We start from the raw sequence: 18,013 nt of genomic DNA, 5'->3' as shown, positions 1-18,013 counted from the left end.
GGCCGGCTGCCGTTCCGCGCACCGCACCTCCGGCTCAGCAGCCGCAGTTCTCCGCGCCGACGGGCGCGGTGAGCGGGTCGGCGTCGCGCCTTTGGCGTCCCTCCCAGGTCTCGACCTCGAAGCCCTCCCGGATCCAGTACTCGATGCCGCCCAGCATCTCCTTGACCTGGTAGCCGAGTTCGGCGAGGGCGAGGGCGGCTCGGGTGGCGCCGTTGCAGCCCGGGCCCCAGCAGTAGGTGACGACCGGCACGGACTTGTCGAGCAGCTGCTCCGCCTGCTCGGGGATCAGTGCGGTCGGCAGGTGTATCGCCCCGGGGACATGGCCCTGGTCCCAGGCCTCCGTGGAGCGGGAGTCGAGGACGACGAAGCCGGCCTCGCCGCCGGCCCGGAGGACCGCGGCGACGTCGGAGACGTCGGCGTGGAAGGCGAGGGACGCGCCGAAGTACGCGGCGGCCGCGGCCGGGGAGGCGGGCGGGACGCGCAGGACGGGGTTGGTGGACGCAGGGGCCTGAGTGCTGGGCTGTGTGATCGTCATGGTCAGGAATCTATGACCGGTGATCACCTTCCGGAAGGGAGTTTCCCCGGCGCTTGGGTTGATCCGCCGGGGAATCCGCTGCTATCTCTGCCGGATGACCGGTTATTCCCCTGACGCCACCGACTGGCGCATTCTCGAGGTCCTCCAGCGCGACGGCCGGGCCAGCTTCGCCGAACTCGCCCGGGCCGTCTCGATGTCACCGAGCGCGGTCACCGAGCGGGTGCGCCGGCTCGAAGAGACCGGCGTGATCTCCGGCTACGCGGCCGTCGTCGAACACGACAGGCTCGGGCTGCCGATCCTCGCGTTCGTACGGCTGCGGTATCCGCACGGCAACTACAAGCCGTTCCACGACCTGCTGGACAGCACGCCCGAGGTGCTGGAGGCCCACCACGTCACGGGCGACGACTGCTTCGTCATCAAGGTCGCCGCCCGGTCGATGCGGCACCTGGAGGAGGTCTCGGGCCGTATCGCCTCGCTCGGTTCGGTCACCACGAGCGTGGTGTACTCCTCCCCGCTGCCCCGGCGCCCGGTCAGCCGCTGATGCCCGCGAGGCGGTGCCGGACCGCGGAACCGCCGCGCTCCTTGACCACTTCGAGCTGCGCGGGAATGCGGCGGCGCAGGTCTGCGACATGGCTGACGATGCCGACGCTGCGGTCCCGCTCGCGCAGCGAGTCCAGTACGTCGAGCACCTCGTCCAGCGTCTGCTCGTCCAGGCTGCCGAAGCCCTCGTCGATGAAGAGGGTGTCCAGCCGCATGCCGCCCGCCTCGTCGGTGACGACGTCGGCGAGGCCCAGGGCGAGGGCGAGCGAGGCGAAGAAGGTCTCCCCGCCGGAGAGCGTCGCGGTGTCGCGCTCGCTGCCCGTCCAGGCGTCGACGACGTGCAGACCGAGTCCCGAGCGGCCGCGGCCGCCGGCCCGGGCATCGGAGTGGACGAGGGTGTAGCGGCCGGCGGACATCCGCTGGAGCCGCACCGTGGCCGCCGCCGCGACCTGTTCCAGGCGCGCCGCGAGCACGTACGCCTCCAGGCGCATCTTGCGTTCGTTGTCCGCGGAGGTCCCGGCCGTGAGTGCGGCCATTCGGGCCACCCGGTCGTACTCGTCCCGCAGTGGCCCGAGCCGGCGCATCTCGTCCTCGGCGAGCCGGGACAGCCGGGCGAGTTCCGCACAGCGGGTGCGGGCCGCGTCGGCCGCGGAGGCCGCCTCGCGCTGCCGCCGGCCGGCCTGCTCGGCGGCCTCCTGCGCGAGCTCGGGGCGGGCCGGCGGGCGGGCCGCCGCCGCGGCGGTGCCGGGCTCGGCCAGCCGGTCCGCGACCAGCGCCGCCTCCGCCTGCCAGGCGTCGAGCCGGTGCTGAAGGTCGCGCTGGGCGGCGTCACCGAGCATGGCTGCGGCCGCTGCTTCGGGCGTGTCGAACTTCGCCTTGAACGCGGCGTCGGCGAGTCGGTCGTCCGCCGCCTTCAGCCGCTGGGCGGTCGCGTCGGCGGCCCGGTACGCCTCGGCGGCATCGGCGGCCACCCGTGCCTGGTGATCCAGGGTCCGTGCCCGCTCGGCCACGCTGCTCGCACCGCCCAGGGCCCGCTCCAACTCGGCTTCCAGCACTTCCTGTTGCTCGTCGAGCATGTCCCGCCGGGTGGTGCGGGCGGCCGCGTGGCGTTCGGCGCGCTGCTGGGCGGCGAGCCGCTCGGCGTGTTCCCGCTCGGCCCGGGCCAGCGCCTCGCGCGCCGCGTGCAGGGTGGCCGCCTCGGCGTGGGCGGCCGTGTGGTCCCGGGTCAACTGCTCGGTGAGGGCGAGCAGTTCCGCCGCCGTGGAGCCGCCGGCCGCGGCCCGCGCCTCCGCGGACGCCACCTGCGCCCGGCCGAGCCGCCGGTCCGCCTCGGTACGGGCGTCCTCGGCCAGCCCGTGCACGCGGCGGGCCTCCTCCTCGGCCGCGCGGTCGACGTGCCCGGCCTCGAGGCGGGCGGGGGCGGGGTGTTCCCGCGACCCGCACACCGCACACGGCCGGCCGTCGCTGAGCGCCGCGGCGAGTTCGGCCGCGATGCCCTGCAGGCGCCGTTCCTTCAGCTCCAGCCAGTGCTCGCGCGCCTGGCCGGCCTGCTCCCGGGCGGCCAGCAGCGCCTCCCGCGCGGCGGCCGACTCACGCTCCAGCGTGTCCCGGCGGCGGGCGGCCGCCAGCCGTTCGCGGGCCGGTTCGAGCCGGCCCGCGAGCTGTTCGGCGAGGGTGGCGGATGACTGAGCCCGCTCGATGCGGTCCTGGAGGTCCTGCCGGCTCGCGTCCCAGCCGGCGAGCCAGGCCGCCGCTTCCTGGGCCGCCTCCTCGTCCGCCCGCGTCTCGCGATCGAGGTCCCGGCGCTCCTCGTTGATGTCGGCACTCCGTTGCTCGGCCCTGCGCGCAGCCTCCAGCCCGCCCAGTTCCTGCCGCAACCGCTCGGCCGCAGCGGTCAGTTGCTCGGACCCTGCCTCCACCAGACGGGGTGGCAGCTGTTCCCGGCAGCGGTCCAGTCCGGCGCTCGCGGCGCGGTGCTCCCGTTCGGCCGTGTCGCGCAGAGCCAGTGCGGGTGCGACCCGGTCGGCCCGGCGGGCGCGGTCGAGCCGGGCCCGTACCCGCTCGCGCTCCTCCCGGTGTGCCGCGAGTGCTTCGGCGCGTTGCCGGGCGTCGGCGTGGCGGCGCTGGAGGCGGTCGAGTTCGCCTGCGTCCTCCAGGGCGCGACGGGCGGCGGCGGCCCTGCTGTCGGCGGCCGCGAGCGCGTACTCGGCGATGTCGAGCCGCTCGCGCGCGCTGCTGCGGGCCACGGCGGCCCATTCCCGTACGGCCTGGGCTACGCCCGCCTCCCCGGGTGCGATCTGCGGAAACGGCCAGTCGCGCAGGTCCGACGCGTCGCCCGCGGCCTGGGCGATGCGCTGGGCGGTGGCCAGGACGCGCTCGTCCCCGGCGCGTACCCGCTGCTCGGCGGCGCGCCGGCGCTCGGCGAGCCGCTCCTCGACGGCGGCGAAGCGGCGCGTGTCGAAGAGCCTGCCGAGGAGTTTGCCGCGCGCCTCCGCGTCGGCGCGCAGAAAGCGCGCGAAGTCGCCCTGCGGCAGCAGCACGACCTGGCAGAACTGCTCCTTGCTCATACCGATGAGCCGGCCGATCTCCTCACCGATCTCCTGGTGGGAGCGGCTGAGCGCCTTCCAGCCCGCCCCACCCGGTGCCGCGCCGTACTCGCGCAGCCAGCTCTGCGCCTTGTCGCGGGTGAAGCCGGTGCCGCGCTTCTTGGGCCGCTGCTGCTCGGGGCGGCGGGTGATCTCCAGCCGCCGTCCGCCGACGGTCAGTTCAAGACACACCTCTGTCGGCGTGTCGGCCTCGGCGTGGTCGCTGCGCAGCGTGGCGCCGGGTGACTGGCGCGCCCCGGGGACCGAGCCGTACAGCGCGTAGCAGACGGCATCGAGTACGGAGGTCTTCCCTGCGCCGGTGGGACCGTGCAGCAGGAAGATCCCGGCGGCGGAGAGGGCGTCGAAGTCGACCTCCTGGGAGGCGGCGAAGGGCCCGAAGGCGGTGACGGTCAGCCGGTGCAGCCTCATCGGGCCACCTCACGCACGGTCTCGTCGGTCCGTACGTCGTCGAAGGCGTCCCGCAGTACCACTCGCTCCTGCTCGTCGGGCGCGCCGCCGCCGCGCACATGCGCCACGAAGTCCTCCGCGATCTGCTGGTCGGTCCGCCCGCCCAGCCGCTGCGCGTAGGAGGCCTGCGGGTCCGACGCGGTCCGCTCCGGGTCGAAGACCAGGCTCAGGGTGTGCGGGAAGCGCGCGGCCAGCCTGGCCATGGGTTCGGCCGGACGGACCGGGTCGGTGAGGGTGGCCTCGACCCACGCGTCCTCGTGCCGCTCCAGCGCCGGGTCCTCGAGGAGTTCGGCGAGGTGCCCGCGGATACGGGCCAGTGCGCGGGGAACGGGGCAGGGGACGCGCTCCGCCGTGACCGTTCCGTCCGGGCCGAGGTCGACGAGCCACATGCTCTTGCGGTGATGCGTCTCGGAGAAGGAGTACGCGAGCGGGGAGCCGGAGTAGCGGACGCGCTCGGTGATCGTCTGGCAGCCGTGCAGGTGGCCGAGCGCGGCGTAGTCCACGCCGTCGAAGACGCCGGCGGGCACGGCGGCGACTCCGCCCACCGTGATGTCCCGTTCGCTGTCGCTGGCTTCGCCTCCGGTGACGAAGGCATGCGCCAGGACGACGGACCGGGTCCCGGGAGGCCGGTCGGCGAGATCGGCCCGCACCCGCCGCATGGCCGCCGCGAGCACGGCCTCGTGCCCGGCCTTGTCCGCCCCGAACTCATCCTTCACCAGGGCGGGTTCGAGGTACGGCAGCCCGTAGAACGCGACGTCCCCGTGGGCGTCGGCGAGTACGACGGGCGTGGCGCACCGCGCGGGGTCGGTCCGCAGATGGATGCCGGCCTTGCCGATCAGCCCGGCACCGACGCCGAGCCGGCGGGCGGAGTCGTGGTTGCCGGAGATCATCACCGTCGGCACGTCCAGGGCGGCGAGCCGGTGCAGCGCCTGGTCGAAGAGTTCGACGGCGGCGAGCGGCGGCACGGCACGGTCGTAGACGTCCCCGGCCACCAGCACCGCGTCCACCCGCTGCTCGCGCACGGTCGCGACCAGGTGGTCGACGAAGGCGGCCTGGGCGTCGAGGAGGCTCACCCGGTGGAAGGACCGGCCCAGATGCCAGTCGGAGGTGTGCAGAACTCTCACTCGACCGCTCCGACCCGCACGTTTGCCCTTTCTCCCACCCGAAACCCTTGAACCCGCGCCCCACGGGCACCGCTCCGGCACCCCGGGGTCACCACGCTAGCGCTGTTCGGCCCCTCGTCCCCCGCAGACCAGCAGTTTCGCATCCGTCTCGTATGCTCGGTCCGCTGCCTCCCCCGCCCCCTCTTCCCCGCACTGAACGGAAACGCTCCATGGCCGTCGAAGCCGTTGAAGCCGTCGATGACACCGCTGACGCCGATGACGCCGTGCTGCTGGCCAAGCGGGGCAGATCAGGACGGATCACCCTCAACCGTCCGCGAGCCATCAACGCCCTCACCCACCCCATGGTGCGGCGGATCGACAGCGGGCTCAGCGCGTGGGAGTACGACGACGAGGTGGCCGTGGTCGTACTCGACGGCGCCGGTGAGCGGGGCCTGTGCGCGGGCGGCGACATCCGGGCCATCCGGGAGTCCGCGCTGGCGGACGGGACGGCGGCACGGTCCTTCTGGCGGGACGAGTACCGGCTGAACGCCCGGATCGCACGGTTCCGCAAGCCGTTCGTGGCGGCGATGAACGGCATCGTGATGGGCGGCGGCGTGGGCCTGTCGGCCCATGCGGGCACCCGGATCGTCACCGAACGCTCCCGGGTGGCCATGCCGGAGGTCGGCATCGGCTTCGTCCCCGATGTCGGCGGCACGTACCTGCTGAGCCGGGCGCCGGGCGAGACCGGCACCCATCTCGCGCTCACCGCCGATGCCATGGGAGCGGCCGACGCGATCCTCTGCGGATTCGCCGATCACTTCATACCGTCGGCGCGCCTCGCGGCCTTCCTGGACTCCCTCGCCGGAACCGGACTGCCCGACGCGCTCGCGGCGTTCGCCGAGCCGGCGCCGCCCGGCCGGCTCACCGAAGCGCGGGAGTGGATCGACGCCTGTTACGGCGCCGATTCGGTCGAGGAGATCGTCGAGCGGCTGTCCCGGCGCGCCGATGCCGGCGAGTTGGCCGCCAAGGACGCCGTCCGGCGGATCCTCGGCCACTCCCCCACCGCGCTCAAGGTGACGTTGCGCGCCCTGCGCCGGGCCCGCACGCTCGCTTCGCTGGAGGACGTTCTCGACCAGGAGTACCGCGTCTCGTCCGTCGCGGTCACCGGCCCGGACCTGCCCGAGGGCGTACGCGCGCAGGTCGTCGACAAGGACCGCTCGCCGCGCTGGACCCCGGACACGCTGGCGGCGGTCACGGAGGCGGACGTCGAGCGCCACTTCGCGTGAGCCGCCCCGGCCGCCCACCGGCGCCCTCGCCGGTGCGCCGGCGTCAGCGGCGAGCGGCGTCGCCGACCTTCTTCGCCCAGAGGACGAGCGGCACCTGGAGCGGCAGGCGCCCGTACGCCACGGCCCGAAGCGGGGCCGGGCGGGTCCGCCAGTCGTAGGCCATCTTCACGTTGGCGGGGAAGACCGCCGCGAAGAATCCCGCCGCCGCGAGCGCGCCGGCGCGGCGCGTTCGGGGCGCCGCGATGCCGGCAGCCAGGACGAGTTCTGCCACACCGCTGGCCCGCGTCCAGGCGCGCGGACTGCCGGGCAGCCTTGTGGGGACCAGGGCGTCGAACTGCTTCGGCACCAGAAAGTGTGCGGCGCCCGCCCCGGCCAGGAGGGCGACGAGCAGCCGGGCGGAGCGGTCGGCGGTGGCGGACAAGACGGCCTCCAGGACAGTCGGACGACGACGAGGCGAGCAGCATATTACTGACGAGTTCAGGACAGCTTGAGAGTGTGAGGACAGCCACGGAGAGACGGGATGCGCAGGAAGCTCTGCGTTTCAGATCGCCCGTCACCACAAAATCTTCACTTCCGGCGCCGCTCAGTCAGCTCCGCAGCAAGATCAACCTTGTTCAACTCTGCACTTCGGATCGGGACATGTCCGTATAGCGGCCAACCCGCCCGGCGCAACTTCCTCCTGCCGCGCACCCGCCTGTAGGCATTTCCCCCGGGCCGGCCTCGACCAGGCCGGCCGGGAATATGACCACTGGGGGTTCCACATGTCCGGATCCGGACTCACCCGCCGCCGCGCCCTGGGCGCCGCGGCGATCACACTCTCCGCAACCGTGTCGGCCACCGCCGCCGGCGCGGCGTCACGGCCCGACCGGGCCGAGCACCACTCCGCGCGGCACGGCGGAGGACCGCAGCAGTTCGACGAGATCTTCGAGGGACGCCGTATCCAGGGGATTCCGCACGGGGGATCGCACCACCACGGAACCGGCTACGCCGTGTTCGTCGACGCCGAGGAGCTGCACGTGATGCAGAACGCCGACGGCACCTGGATCAGCGTGGTCAACCACTACCAGACCTATCGCACGCCGCGCGCCGTGGCCCGGGCCGCGGTGCGGGAGCTGCAGGGCGCCGCACTCGTGCCCCTCGCCTGACCCGCGTTCCCGCCGAAGAGACCGAAGAGACCGCAGAAAAGCTGAGAGACACCTCAATGACCGTACGCAAGAACCAGGCGAACCTGTCCGCGACCGAGAAGCGGCGCTTCGTCGACGCGCTGCTGGAGCTGAAGCGCAGCGGCCGTTACGACACGTTCGTCACCACCCACAACGGCTTCATCATGAGCGACACCGACCGGGGTGAGCGTGTGGGGCACCGCTCGCCGTCGTTCCTGCCCTGGCACCGCAGATTCCTCATCGAGTTCGAACAGGCACTGCAGTCGGTCGACCCGTCCGTCGCGCTGCCGTACTGGGACTGGACGGCCGACCGCACCACCGCCTCGTCCCTCTGGGCGGCCGACTTCATGGGCGGCACGGGCCGGGCGAGGGACGGCCAGGTGCTGGACGGCCCGTTCGCCTTCAGCGCCGGCAACTGGCCGGTCAACGTACGCGTCGACGGGCGTACGTACCTGCGCCGGGCGCTCGGCGGCGGCGGCCGCCCGCTGCCCACCCGGGCCGAGACGGACTCCGTCCTGGCGATCGCGACGTACGACATGCCGCCGTGGAACAGCGCCTCGGACGGCTTCCGCAACCACCTCGAGGGCTGGCGCGGGGTGAACCTGCACAACCGGATACACATATGGGTCGGCGGCCAGATGGCCACCGGGGCCTCCCCCAATGACCCGGTGTTCTGGCTGCACCACGCCTTCATCGACAAGCTCTGGGCCGACTGGCAGGCGCGGCACCCCGACGCGTCGTACCTGCCCGCCGCGGGCACCCCGGACGTCGTGGATCTCCGGGACACCATGCGGCCGTGGAACGACGTCACGCCGGCCGACCTGCTGGACCACACCCCGCACTACACCTTCGACACCGCGGCCTGACGCGTCGTCGGCCGCCCGGAGCGGGGCGGTGTGTACGGGGCGAGGCGTACGGGAGACCGCTCAGGCGTCCCCGTACGCCTCGCCGCCGAGCTCCAACTCGGCCGCTCCGGCGGTCGTGTCGGCGAGCCAGGCGCGGAACGGCTCGACCTCCGACTCCGGCAGCCCGATCTCGATCGCGACCGACTCGCCGTACCGCACGTCGCGCACCGCACGCCCGGTCGACCGCAGGTCGTTCTGGATCTTCCCGGCGCGCTGGTGGTCGACGGTGACGGTGGCCAGCCTGAACCGATGCCGGGTGAGGGTGCCGAGTTCGTCCAGGGCTTCGCCGACCACTCCGCCGTACGCCCGGATGAGCCCGCCGGCGCCGAGCTTGACCCCGCCGTAGTACCGGGTGACGACGGCGACGGCGTAGCGGATCTCGCGGCGCATCAGCATCTGCAGCATGGGGACACCGGCGGTCCCGCCGGGCTCGCCGTCGTCGCTCGCCTTCTGTACCGAGGCGTCTGCCCCGATGACGTACGCGAAGCAGTTGTGCGTGGCGGCCGGGTGCTCCTTGCGGATGCGTGCGACGAAGTCCTGCGCCTCCTGCTCGGTGGCGGCGGGCGCGAGCGCGCAGATGAAGCGAGACCGGCTGATCTCGGTCTCGTGCACGCCCTCGCGGGCGACGGTTCGGTACTGCTCCTGCATCACCCCACCCTATGCGGGGCCCGCTGCGCTGGACTCGGATGCCCTTGGCACATCTCGTCACTTTCGGTACGTGAGCAGTCTCACTCCGCATCCCCTCCCCCACGCGCACCACGCTCCCGGATTCGCTGCCATGATCCCTACTGAAGCAGCGTTCAGTTGACTGTCTGGTGTCAACAGCAGTGGAATCAGGGGTGTTGGCGTGCGATTGACGGGGTTACGGCGGGCGGCAGGACTGTTCGGTGCGCCGGCCGCGGTGGCGGTACTGCTGGGACAGTTGCTCGTCGCTCCATCCGCCACGGCGGCGACGGCCGCGGCCCCCCACCCACTCGTCCTCGACGTCGACCTGACGCCGAACCCGGTGTGCAGCGGGCCGGTACGCGGACGGGTGCAGCTGTACGATCCCGCGGCCGCGAAGGCCCGGGCCACCGTGGAGTGGCGACTGCGGGCCGGTGAGGAGGAACTGGCCGGCGGCCGGATCACGATGCACGCGAGCGTGGCGACGGCCGAGTTCACCCTTCCGTACGACCGCGTGCCCGCGGCGGCGACCGCGCTGCGGTTCGATGCCCGCCGGGCCGCCGCGTCGCCGGACCGCGAGCCGGGCGGCTACGGCAAGGTCTGGCGGGACACGGTTCGCCGGGGCTGCGATCCGGTGCGTGTGGCGTCCGTCGGCGATTCGGTCGTGTGGGGCCAAGGTCTCGACCACGACCAGAAGTTCCCCCATCTGACGGGCGAGCTGCTGGGTCGCGCCACCGGCCGCGGGCACCAGCACCACGACTACTCGATCTCCGGGGCCGTACTCGACGCGCCCGGCCTCCCGGCCGGCAACGACGACTCGGCGTGCCTGCGACAGAACGTGCCGCAGGATCCGGACGGTGACGGAGAGATGGAGTTCGGCGAGGTCACCCAGCAGACGCCAGACGTGTTCTGCCAGTTGGAGCGTGCCGGGGCACAGGCGCGAGCGGGCGGCTACAGCCTCCATCTCGTGGTGATCAACGGCTGCATCAACGACCTGGACCCGTTCTTCGGTATCGGCGTCGGCATCACGCCGGGCTCGCGGGATCTGCCGGACGCGGTACGGCGCGAATGCTCGGGTATCGGTGCGGCCGCCGAGAACCCGGCCAGGGATGTGCCGTACTTCAGTGGCGCGAAGGTCGGATACGGCGGACGCGGCATGCGGGAGGCGATCGAGAAGGCCCATACTCTGCCCGGCCGGCCGAAGGTCCTCGTGGCGGACTTCTACTACGCGCTGAGCAGGTCCAGTTCGCCGCTTCCGGTGCATCGGTGCTCAGTGCCCGGCGTCACCGGTGCACGCCTGACCGGGTGCAAGGGTGCGCTGGGCTCGGCGGCCAGGCGTTATGAGCAGTACACCCAACTGGCCAACGACGCCTACCGGAAGGCGGCCGGCGCGGCGAACGATGCTTCCACCGACGGCCCGTACGCGGTGGCCGCGGACGGCCTGTTCACTCTGGACAACGCCCTGCTCGCCCCGGAATCCATGGTCTGGGGCTCGCCCCTCACCGACCCGGCGTTCCCGCTCCGCTCACGGGCCTGCCCGGAGCTGAGCCAGACGGTCGCCCAGTGCCTCAGCGCGGCCGTGGCCCATCCGGACGTCGACGGCTCGCGCCGCTATGCCGACTCCTTTCTGCTCAACCCGAGCCTGCGCGGGTGGTTCGGGCTCGCGCCCGGCGGACCGCGGGCACAGCTGAGCGCGCCGAAGGAGGTGAGCCCCGGCAGCGAGGTCAGTCTCGCCGTCACCGTGGACGGCCGCTCACCGCGGGCCGGACTCCGCTTTCACTGGTACTTCGGCGACGGTACGCAGCGGGAGACGGCGAACGCGGCGGTCACCCACACTTTCGACCGGGAAGGACCGCATCTGCCGCGGGTGGTCCTGACCGACGAGAACGGGGGCCGGGGGCTGGTGGAGGCCACAGAACCGGTGACGGTGGGCTGACCAGGCGGAATCTTCCGGAGTCGGGACACGTTGGCGGACCAGTGGGGCTTTCCGACCAGCAGGAGGCAGGCATGTACGGCGACCCGGCGACGATCCGCAAGGTGCTGACGGAAGTCGGCGACACATGGGCGGTCGTGGGGCTGTCTTCCAACCAGCGCCGCGCGGCGCACGGGGTGGCGGGCGTCCTCCAGCGCTACGGCAAGCGGATCGTTCCCGTGCACCCGAAGGCGGAGACGGTGCACGGGGAGCGGGGGTACGCGTCCCTGGCCGAGATCCCGTTCGAGGTCGACGTCGTGGACGTCTTCGTCAACAGCCATCTCGCCGGCCCCGTCGCCGACGAAGCCGTCGCCATCGGGGCGAAGGCGGTCTGGTACCAGCTCGACGTGATCGACGAGGCGGCGTACGTACGCACCCGCGCAGCGGGGCTCGACATGGTCATGGACCGCTGCCCCGCCATCGAGATACCACGGCTCGGATGAGTCACGGCGGTAGGGACAGGCGACAAGGGCAGGCACGCGGAAGGCGGCACGCGGCGGAAGAGGGGCGGCACGCGGACAAAAACAGTCCCCGGTAGTCCTCCGCCGACATCTTGAGCCTCAGTCGTCGCTGATGGCTCCGACATCGTGCAGGGCTGCCGGGGGCCTGGCCAGAGCCGAGATCAGGGTCACGCGGGCCGTCGGACGTCTCCGTCGGCGGGTGCGGCTCTATCCGGTTGTCCGGTGTATTTATCAGTGTGCACCCGATTTGCCCCGAGTCAAGGCTTTTGCCGCCCCGATCGACCGGACCGTTACCCGACCCCGAGACCGTCCAGCACGACCGCGCCCGGCAGTTCCGCGAAGAGCTTGCCGGGCACGATGATCTTGCCCCGGCGCCGGCCGCTGCCGATCAGGACATGGGGCACGTCGACGACTGCGGAGTCCACGAGCAGCGGCCAGTCCGCCGGCAGACCGATCGGCGTGATGCCTCCGTACTCCATGCCGGTGCGCTCGACGGCGGTGTCCATCGGGGCGAACGACGCCTTGCGCGCGCCGAGTTGGCGGCGCACCACGCCGTTCACGTCCACCCGGCCGGCGGAGAGGATCACGCAGGCGGCGAGCGTCGACTCGGCCCCACGCTTCCCGGCGACCACGACGCAGTTCGCCGACTGGTCGAGCAGCTCCCGGCCGTGGTGCTCGACGAACGCGGCGGTGTCGGCGATGGCCGGGTCGGTGTCGACGTAGATGATCTGCTCGGCAGGTACGCTGCCGCGCCAGGCGCGGACCGCGTCGGCCACGGGCTGGGTCAGCAGGTCGAGGCAGTCGGCGGCGGGCCTGGCGTCGTCGAAGTGCCCGAGGGGAGCGCGCATGCCCGCACGCTAACACCGCGCATGGAACCCCCGTTCGGACGTCTCAGCTGACGGGCGGGATGGAGACCGCCATGGTCATCTCCACGACCTGGGAGCCGTCGTTGCGGTAGGCGTGCGGAACGTTGGCCTCGAAGGTCGCGGAGGTCCCGGCCGGCACGGCGTGCGGCTCGCCGCCGACGAGCAGGGTGAGTTCACCCGCGGTGACGTGCAGCAGCTCCACGCTCCCGGAGGGGTGCGGATCGGAGGCGCTGGCGTCCCCCGGCATCAGCCGCCACTGCCAGAGTTCGAGCGGTCCGCGCTTCTCGGTGCCGACGAGCAGGGTGGTGTGGCTCCCCGCCTCGGTGGACCACATCCGCACGGCCTGGTCCGGTGGCACGAGGCGGACCTGCGGGCCCTGTTCATAGTCGAGAAGCGTGGTGATGCTGACGCCGAGGGCGTCGGCGAGCTTCACGGTGGTGCCGACGCTCGGGTTCGTACGGGCCTGCTCGATCTGGATGATCATGCCGCGGCTGACCCCGGCGCGGGCGGCGAGGGCGTCCAGGGTGAAGCCGCGCTCACCGCGCCACCGCTTGAGGTTCCGGGCGAGCGACTGCGTGAGCTGGTCGAGGTCCGACACATTCCGTCCAATATTCTGGATGACAGAGTTCAATAGAGTGAACTACGGTGTGGTGTACCCAATCGTTCACCGCACTGTACTGCGAGGTCGCCATGACAGCACTCTTCGCCCTGGCCACCAGCCTCCTGTGGGGCCTGGCCGACTTCGGCGGCGGCCTGCTGACCCGGCGTATCCCCGCACTGACGGTGGTGGTCGTCTCCCAGGCGATCGCGGTCGTCGTGCTGAGTGCCGTCGTGCTCGCCACCGGCGCCTGGAGCGAAACCGGCCCGCAGCTGTGGTTCGCGGTCGCGGCGGGCATCGTCGGACCGGTGGCGATGCTCTCCTTCTACAAGGCACTCGCTCTCGGCCCGATGGGCGTCGTCTCGCCGCTCGGCTCGCTCGGCGTCGCGGTGCCGGTGGGCGTCGGGCTGGTGCTGGGCGAACGGCCCGGCCTGCTCCAGTTCGCGGGGATCGCGGTGGCCGTCGCGGGCATCGTCCTGGCGGGCGGGCCCGAGCTGCGCGGCGCGCCGGTGCGGCGGCAGGCGATCCTGCTGACCCTGATCGCCGCCTTCGGCTTCGGCGCCGTCATGGCCCTGATCGCCGAGGCGTCGAGCACGCTCACCGGGCTCTTCCTCGCCCTGTTCGTCCAGCGAGTGACCAACGTGGCGGCGGGTGGCGCCGCGCTGTACGTGTCCGTCCGGCGCGGCGGGCGGGCCCTGCCCGAGGAGGGCGGCTGGAGCGTCGTCCGCGCCTCGCTCCCGGCGCTGGCCTTCGTCGGCCTCGCCGATGTCGCGGCGAACGGTACGTACTCCCTCGCCGCCCAGCACGGCCCGGTCACCGTCGCCGCCGTGCTCGCCTCCCTCTACCCGGTGGTGACGGCGCTGGCCGCCCGCGGTGTGCTCAAGGAACGGCTGCGCACCGTGCAGGCGGCGGGAGCCGGCCTCGCGCTGGTCGGCACGGTGCTGCTCGCCACCGGCTGATCAGCCCGCGCCGCCGCCGGACTCGAGCTCCGCGTCCAGTTCGGCGAGGGCCAGCAGCTGCTCCGGCGTGACGCCTTCCGGAATCGGTACGGGAGGCGGTGTGCGCAGCGGCGGCTGCCAGCCCGCCTCCGGGTCCCAGCTCCGTACGATCCGGGCCGGCGCCCCGGCCACCACGGCGTGGTCGGGAACCTCGCCCCGGACGACCGCGCCCGCGGCCACCACGACGTTGCGGCCCAGTCGCGCGCCCGGCAGCACCACGGCGCCGGTGCCGAGCCAGCAGCCCGGGCCGATCTCCACCGGGTCCGTGCGCGGCCACTGCTTGCCGACGGGCTCGTGCGGATCGTCGTAACTGTGGTTGGTGGACGTGATGTAGACGTACGGGCCGCAGTACGTGTCGTCGCCTATGGTCACCCGGGTGTCCGCGATGACGTGGCTGCCGCGGCCGAGTACGACCCCGTTGCCGAGCAGCAGGATCGGATCGGCGCCGAGGTCCAGACCGGGCATCATGCCGGCGGTCAGCGTGACCTGCTCGCCGATGACGCAGTGGTCACCGAGGTGGATCCACGGCTCGCCGAACACCGTCCCCTGCGGGAACGCCAGCCGGGTGCCGGTGCCGATCCGCCCGAAGCGCAGCCGCCCCGGCCGGTCGGCGGTCACCGCGCCGGCCTGCTGCATCCACTGCCAGCCGCGGTGGACGGCGCGGGAGGCGGCGCGGCGCCGCCAGGCGGCGAGCGATGAGAACATGTTTCGGTTCTTCGGCACCCGCACACGGTACTCGGCCGTCAGCCGCCGAGGGCCTCGCGGTGGCCCTTGACCAGCTCCAGGTACATCGCGGCGTTGAGCCGGATGCCCTCGCGCTCCTCATCGGTCAACTCCCGCTTGACCTTCGCCGGTACGCCGGCCACGAGCGAGCCCGGCGGCACCCGCATCCCCTGCGGCACCAGCGCCTGCGCGGCGATCAGGGAGCCGGCGCCGATGTGTGCGCCGTTGAGCACGGTGGCCCCCATGCCGACCAGGACGTCGTCCTCGACGGTGCAGCCGTGCAGTACGGCGTTGTGCCCGACGGACACCCGCGCGCCGACGGTGACGGGGAAGCCGGGGTCGACGTGAACCGTACAGTTGTCCTGGATGTTGCTGTCGGCGCCGAGGACGATCGGCCCGCAGTCGGCCCGCAGCACCGCGTGGTACCAGACGCTCGAACCCGCCGCCATCGTCACCTCGCCGATCACGACCGACGTCGGGGCGGCGAACGCCTCGGGGGCGATGTCGGGATCCTTGCCGCCCACGCCCGCAATCAACGCCTGTTCCGCCATGGCCTGCTCCTCGCTGTTCCTCCGTCGCGCCTACCGGCACGGTAAGGGATGCCCCGAGATCACCGGCTTCCGGGTCGGACGGTAGGCCGGTGGGCGGCTGGGCCGGACCGTGGGCCGGTTCAGTCCGCGGCGCGGGCGAGCTCACGCTCGGGCGCCGGCTGCTCCGGCACCGGCCCGGCCTTCGCCGCCGCCTTCTTCGCGCGGCTCTTGAGGACGAGCATCGAGGTGACACCGATCAGTACGGCCAGCACCAGGCCGAGCCAGGAGAACCGCTTCAGCCAGGCCTCGGCGACGATTCCCACGTAGTAGATGACGGCGGTGGTGCCGCCCGCCCAGAGGATGCCGCCCAGCACGTTGGCGATGGCGAACTTCCAGTACGGCATGCGCAGTACGCCGGCCAGGGGTCCGGCGAAGATCCGCAGGAGGGCGACGAAGCGGCCGAAGAAGACGGCCCACATGCCCCACTTCTCGAAGGACCGCTCGGCCATGGCGATGTGCTGTTCGCCGAAGTGCTTGGGGAATCGGCGGCCGAGCCGTGCCAGCAGCGGTTTGCCGCCCCTGCGGCCGATGGCGTAACCGATCGAGTCGCCGATGATCGCGCCGGCGACGGCGCAGGTGCCGAGGATCACCGGATCGACGTCCCCGTGCTGGGAGGCGAGCAGGGCCGAGCTGACGAGGATGATCTCACCCGGCAGCGGGATACCCAGGCTCTCCAGTCCGATGACCACCCCCACCAGGATGTAGATGCTGACCGCGGGGACGGTCTCGAGCCACTCCTGGATGTGCAACGCCGGTTCCTCCCGCTCGATGGGCCTCGGCCCCTCGCGCGCCGCGGCGGCGCACGGCGGGCAGCCTACCCGGTCGCGTGCCGGACGCCGGCCGACGAACGCGCCGCCGGTCCCCCGAACGCGGCGAGGCGTCCCCCGGGCGGGGACGCCTCGCCGTACGCCGCTGGTCAGGAATGGGGGCGCAGGGTCCACACGACGGTCATCTCACCCGTCACGGCCTCGTCCTCGCGCTGGATGGCGATGGTCACGGGGAACTCCGGACGGCCGCCCGCGTCGAGCTCGGCGACCACCTCGGCCACCGGGCGGCCGAGCGTCGCGGTGGCGGTGACGACGCCCATGGCGAGCTTCTTGTAGCCGATCTCGGCCTTGACGGCGAGCGGCACGGCGCGCGTGAGCTGGTCACCGAACGCGGCCAGGACGATCGCGCCGCTCGCGGACTCCGCCAGCGTGAACATCGCGCCGGCGTGCGGTCCGCCGACGTGGTTGTGGAAGTCGGGCTGGTCCGGCATCCGGACCACCGCGCGCTCCGGGGTGGTCTCGAGGAATTCGAGGTTCAGCGTGCGGGCCATCGGCACCGTGGCGGCGAGCATCTCGCCGATCGTCATCTGGTCTGCGCTCATGGCCCAGGATGTTACCCACCAGTAAGACGCGTTGGCCATCCCGGTGCAGAGGGGCGGCCGTAGCCCGTGGGGCGGCGCACCTCTATCGTTACTCGCCATGTGGCCAGGACAGCAGCCGCCCGGGGGCGAGCAGAACCCGCAGGACCAGAACCCGAATCCGTACCAGCAGCCGGGTTACCAGCAGCCGAATCCGTATCAGCAGCCCGGCTACCAGCAGCAGCCCGGCTATCAGCAGCAGCCGGGCTACCCGGGGCAGGAGCCGGGCTACCCGCAGCAGCCCAATCCGTACCAGCAGCCGCCGAACCAGCAGTGGAGCGCCCCGACGGCTCCCCTCGGTCCGCCTCAGCCGCCCCAGGGCGGCGGCGGCCGGAAGACCGCCACCGTGGCGATCGTCGCGGCGGCCGCCGTGGTCGTGGCCGCGGCGGTGACCGGCTTCCTGGTCTTCAAGGACGAGGGGAAGACCACCGCCGGAGGTGACGGCAAGCCGTCGGCGACTCCGTCCGAGCCCGCCGAGGACACACCCTCGTCCCCGGCCGCCAACCCCCGCGACGGCAGCACAGGAGCGGAGAAGCCGCTCGTCGCGGGCTGGAAGGTCGTGGTGAACCCCAAGTACGGAACGGCCTTCGACGTTCCGCCGGAGTGGGTCGTGCAGACGCCGGACACCTACTCGGGCTTCGCGGACGCCAAGAAGGACGACGGCGCACCCATGATCACCATGTCGGCGCCCGCGTTCCTCCAGGAGAAGTGGTGCACCGACGATTCCGACAAGGACGGAAACACGGAGGAGACGGCCCTCGCCGGCACCGGCACCAAGGGCGGACAGGGCGCCAAGAACACCGCGGAGGCCGCCCGTAACGAGGCCGGCACCTGGGTCTGGGGCGCATACGCCCAGGAAATGCCCAAGGGCACGGTCAAGTTGACCCCGGCCAAGCCCTTCACCAGCACGTCCGGCCTCTCGGGCCACGTGGTGACGGCCACCGCCCCCGGCGTCGACAAGAAGACCAAGTGCGACACGGACGGCAAGTCGATCGCCTTCACGTTCAAGACCGCCAAGGGCGACTTCTCGACCTGGGTGCTCTACGCCGCCAAGGGCGTCAAGGACGAGGTGCCCGACGCGACCATTCAGAAGATCCTGGGCACGGTGCGGCTGACCACGAGCTGAAATCCGGTTGGAATCAGGGGAGGCGG

Annotated in this window: 19 protein-coding genes; 8 read left to right on the top strand and 11 right to left on the bottom strand. The window is 72.4% G+C overall.

Going from position 1 to position 18,013, the window contains the following annotated elements; all coding sequences use genetic code 11:
- Positions 1–34: 34 nt before the first annotated feature.
- Positions 35–535, bottom strand: coding sequence for a rhodanese-like domain-containing protein (locus ACWV17_RS11235; protein ID WP_455359530.1), 501 nt, complete (start codon positions 533–535; stop codon positions 35–37).
- Positions 536–629: 94 nt separating this feature from the next.
- On the opposite strand from ACWV17_RS11235, the gene ACWV17_RS11230 reads away from it, so the two are divergent.
- Positions 630–1,076, top strand: a complete 447-nt coding sequence (locus ACWV17_RS11230) for an Lrp/AsnC family transcriptional regulator (protein ID WP_455359529.1) — start codon at positions 630–632, stop codon at positions 1,074–1,076.
- Here ACWV17_RS11230 and ACWV17_RS11225 read toward each other — a convergent pair.
- Positions 1,066–4,089, bottom strand: coding sequence for an AAA family ATPase (locus ACWV17_RS11225; RefSeq protein ID WP_455359528.1), 3,024 nt, complete (start codon positions 4,087–4,089; stop codon positions 1,066–1,068). The genes ACWV17_RS11230 and ACWV17_RS11225 overlap by 11 nt on opposite strands.
- The gene (locus tag ACWV17_RS11220; protein WP_455359527.1) at positions 4,086–5,252 is read right to left on the bottom strand and encodes an exonuclease SbcCD subunit D; all 1,167 of its coding nucleotides are present in this window, start codon (positions 5,250–5,252) and stop codon (positions 4,086–4,088) included. Before ACWV17_RS11220 ends, ACWV17_RS11225 begins: the two co-directional genes overlap by 4 nt.
- Positions 5,253–5,461: 209 nt before the next feature.
- On the opposite strand from ACWV17_RS11220, the gene ACWV17_RS11215 reads away from it, so the two are divergent.
- Positions 5,462–6,517, top strand: coding sequence for an enoyl-CoA hydratase/isomerase family protein (locus tag ACWV17_RS11215; RefSeq protein WP_455359526.1), 1,056 nt, complete (start codon positions 5,462–5,464; stop codon positions 6,515–6,517).
- 43 nt (positions 6,518–6,560) lie between these two features.
- On the opposite strand, the gene ACWV17_RS11210 is transcribed toward ACWV17_RS11215, so the two are convergent.
- On the bottom strand, positions 6,561–6,938 hold the full coding sequence (locus ACWV17_RS11210) for a DoxX family protein (RefSeq protein ID WP_455359525.1): 378 nt from the start codon (positions 6,936–6,938) through the stop codon (positions 6,561–6,563).
- A 340-nt stretch (positions 6,939–7,278) separates the two neighbouring features.
- On the opposite strand from ACWV17_RS11210, the gene melC1 reads away from it, so the two are divergent.
- Both melC1 and melC2 read left to right on the top strand, forming a co-directional pair.
- A complete protein-coding gene (gene melC1, locus ACWV17_RS11205; RefSeq protein WP_455359524.1) occupies positions 7,279–7,662 on the top strand; it encodes an apotyrosinase chaperone MelC1 in 384 nt (127 codons plus the stop codon).
- Between the two features lie 56 nt (positions 7,663–7,718).
- Positions 7,719–8,546, top strand: coding sequence for a tyrosinase MelC2 (gene melC2, locus ACWV17_RS11200; RefSeq protein WP_455351808.1), 828 nt, complete (start codon positions 7,719–7,721; stop codon positions 8,544–8,546).
- A 60-nt stretch (positions 8,547–8,606) separates the two neighbouring features.
- On the opposite strand, the gene ACWV17_RS11195 is transcribed toward melC2, so the two are convergent.
- On the bottom strand, positions 8,607–9,233 hold the full coding sequence (locus ACWV17_RS11195) for a YigZ family protein (RefSeq protein WP_455359523.1): 627 nt from the start codon (positions 9,231–9,233) through the stop codon (positions 8,607–8,609).
- 199 nt (positions 9,234–9,432) lie between these two features.
- On the opposite strand from ACWV17_RS11195, the gene ACWV17_RS11190 reads away from it, so the two are divergent.
- Entirely contained in the window at positions 9,433–11,184 is a 1,752-nt protein-coding gene (locus ACWV17_RS11190) for a PKD domain-containing protein (RefSeq protein ID WP_455359522.1), read from the top strand.
- Between the two features lie 71 nt (positions 11,185–11,255).
- Positions 11,256–11,663, top strand: a complete 408-nt coding sequence (locus ACWV17_RS11185) for a CoA-binding protein (protein WP_455359521.1) — start codon at positions 11,256–11,258, stop codon at positions 11,661–11,663.
- 308 nt (positions 11,664–11,971) lie between these two features.
- On the opposite strand, the gene ACWV17_RS11180 is transcribed toward ACWV17_RS11185, so the two are convergent.
- Both ACWV17_RS11180 and ACWV17_RS11175 read right to left on the bottom strand, forming a co-directional pair.
- A complete protein-coding gene (locus tag ACWV17_RS11180; RefSeq protein ID WP_455359520.1) occupies positions 11,972–12,529 on the bottom strand; it encodes a YbaK/EbsC family protein in 558 nt (185 codons plus the stop codon).
- Positions 12,530–12,572: 43 nt separating this feature from the next.
- Positions 12,573–13,145: a helix-turn-helix domain-containing protein gene (locus ACWV17_RS11175; RefSeq protein ID WP_455351813.1), complete on the bottom strand. Its 573-nt coding sequence runs from the start codon at positions 13,143–13,145 to the stop codon at positions 12,573–12,575.
- A gap of 92 nt (positions 13,146–13,237) precedes the next feature.
- On the opposite strand from ACWV17_RS11175, the gene ACWV17_RS11170 reads away from it, so the two are divergent.
- Positions 13,238–14,104, top strand: a complete 867-nt coding sequence (locus ACWV17_RS11170; protein WP_455359519.1) for an EamA family transporter — start codon at positions 13,238–13,240, stop codon at positions 14,102–14,104.
- On the opposite strand, the gene ACWV17_RS11165 is transcribed toward ACWV17_RS11170, so the two are convergent.
- The 4 genes from ACWV17_RS11165 to ACWV17_RS11150 all read right to left on the bottom strand — a co-directional run bounded on the left by ACWV17_RS11165 (position 14,105) and on the right by ACWV17_RS11150 (position 16,810).
- The gene (locus tag ACWV17_RS11165) at positions 14,105–14,866 is read right to left on the bottom strand and encodes an acyltransferase (RefSeq protein WP_455359518.1); all 762 of its coding nucleotides are present in this window, start codon (positions 14,864–14,866) and stop codon (positions 14,105–14,107) included.
- Positions 14,867–14,886: 20 nt separating this feature from the next.
- Positions 14,887–15,417 carry a gamma carbonic anhydrase family protein gene (locus tag ACWV17_RS11160; RefSeq protein WP_455359517.1) on the bottom strand — a complete coding sequence of 177 codons (531 nt, stop codon included), beginning with the start codon at positions 15,415–15,417 and terminating at the stop codon, positions 14,887–14,889.
- 119 nt (positions 15,418–15,536) lie between these two features.
- On the bottom strand, positions 15,537–16,205 hold the full coding sequence (locus tag ACWV17_RS11155; RefSeq protein WP_455351817.1) for a DedA family protein: 669 nt from the start codon (positions 16,203–16,205) through the stop codon (positions 15,537–15,539).
- A gap of 167 nt (positions 16,206–16,372) precedes the next feature.
- The gene (locus ACWV17_RS11150) at positions 16,373–16,810 is read right to left on the bottom strand and encodes a DUF4442 domain-containing protein (protein ID WP_455359600.1); all 438 of its coding nucleotides are present in this window, start codon (positions 16,808–16,810) and stop codon (positions 16,373–16,375) included.
- Between the two features lie 112 nt (positions 16,811–16,922).
- On the opposite strand from ACWV17_RS11150, the gene ACWV17_RS11145 reads away from it, so the two are divergent.
- A complete protein-coding gene (locus tag ACWV17_RS11145) occupies positions 16,923–17,987 on the top strand; it encodes a hypothetical protein (protein WP_455359516.1) in 1,065 nt (354 codons plus the stop codon).
- Positions 17,988–18,013: the final 26 nt, after the last annotated feature.

This window comes from Streptomyces mabaensis, assembly GCF_053763515.1.
This window is presented reverse-complemented; position numbering and strand designations above follow the sequence as displayed.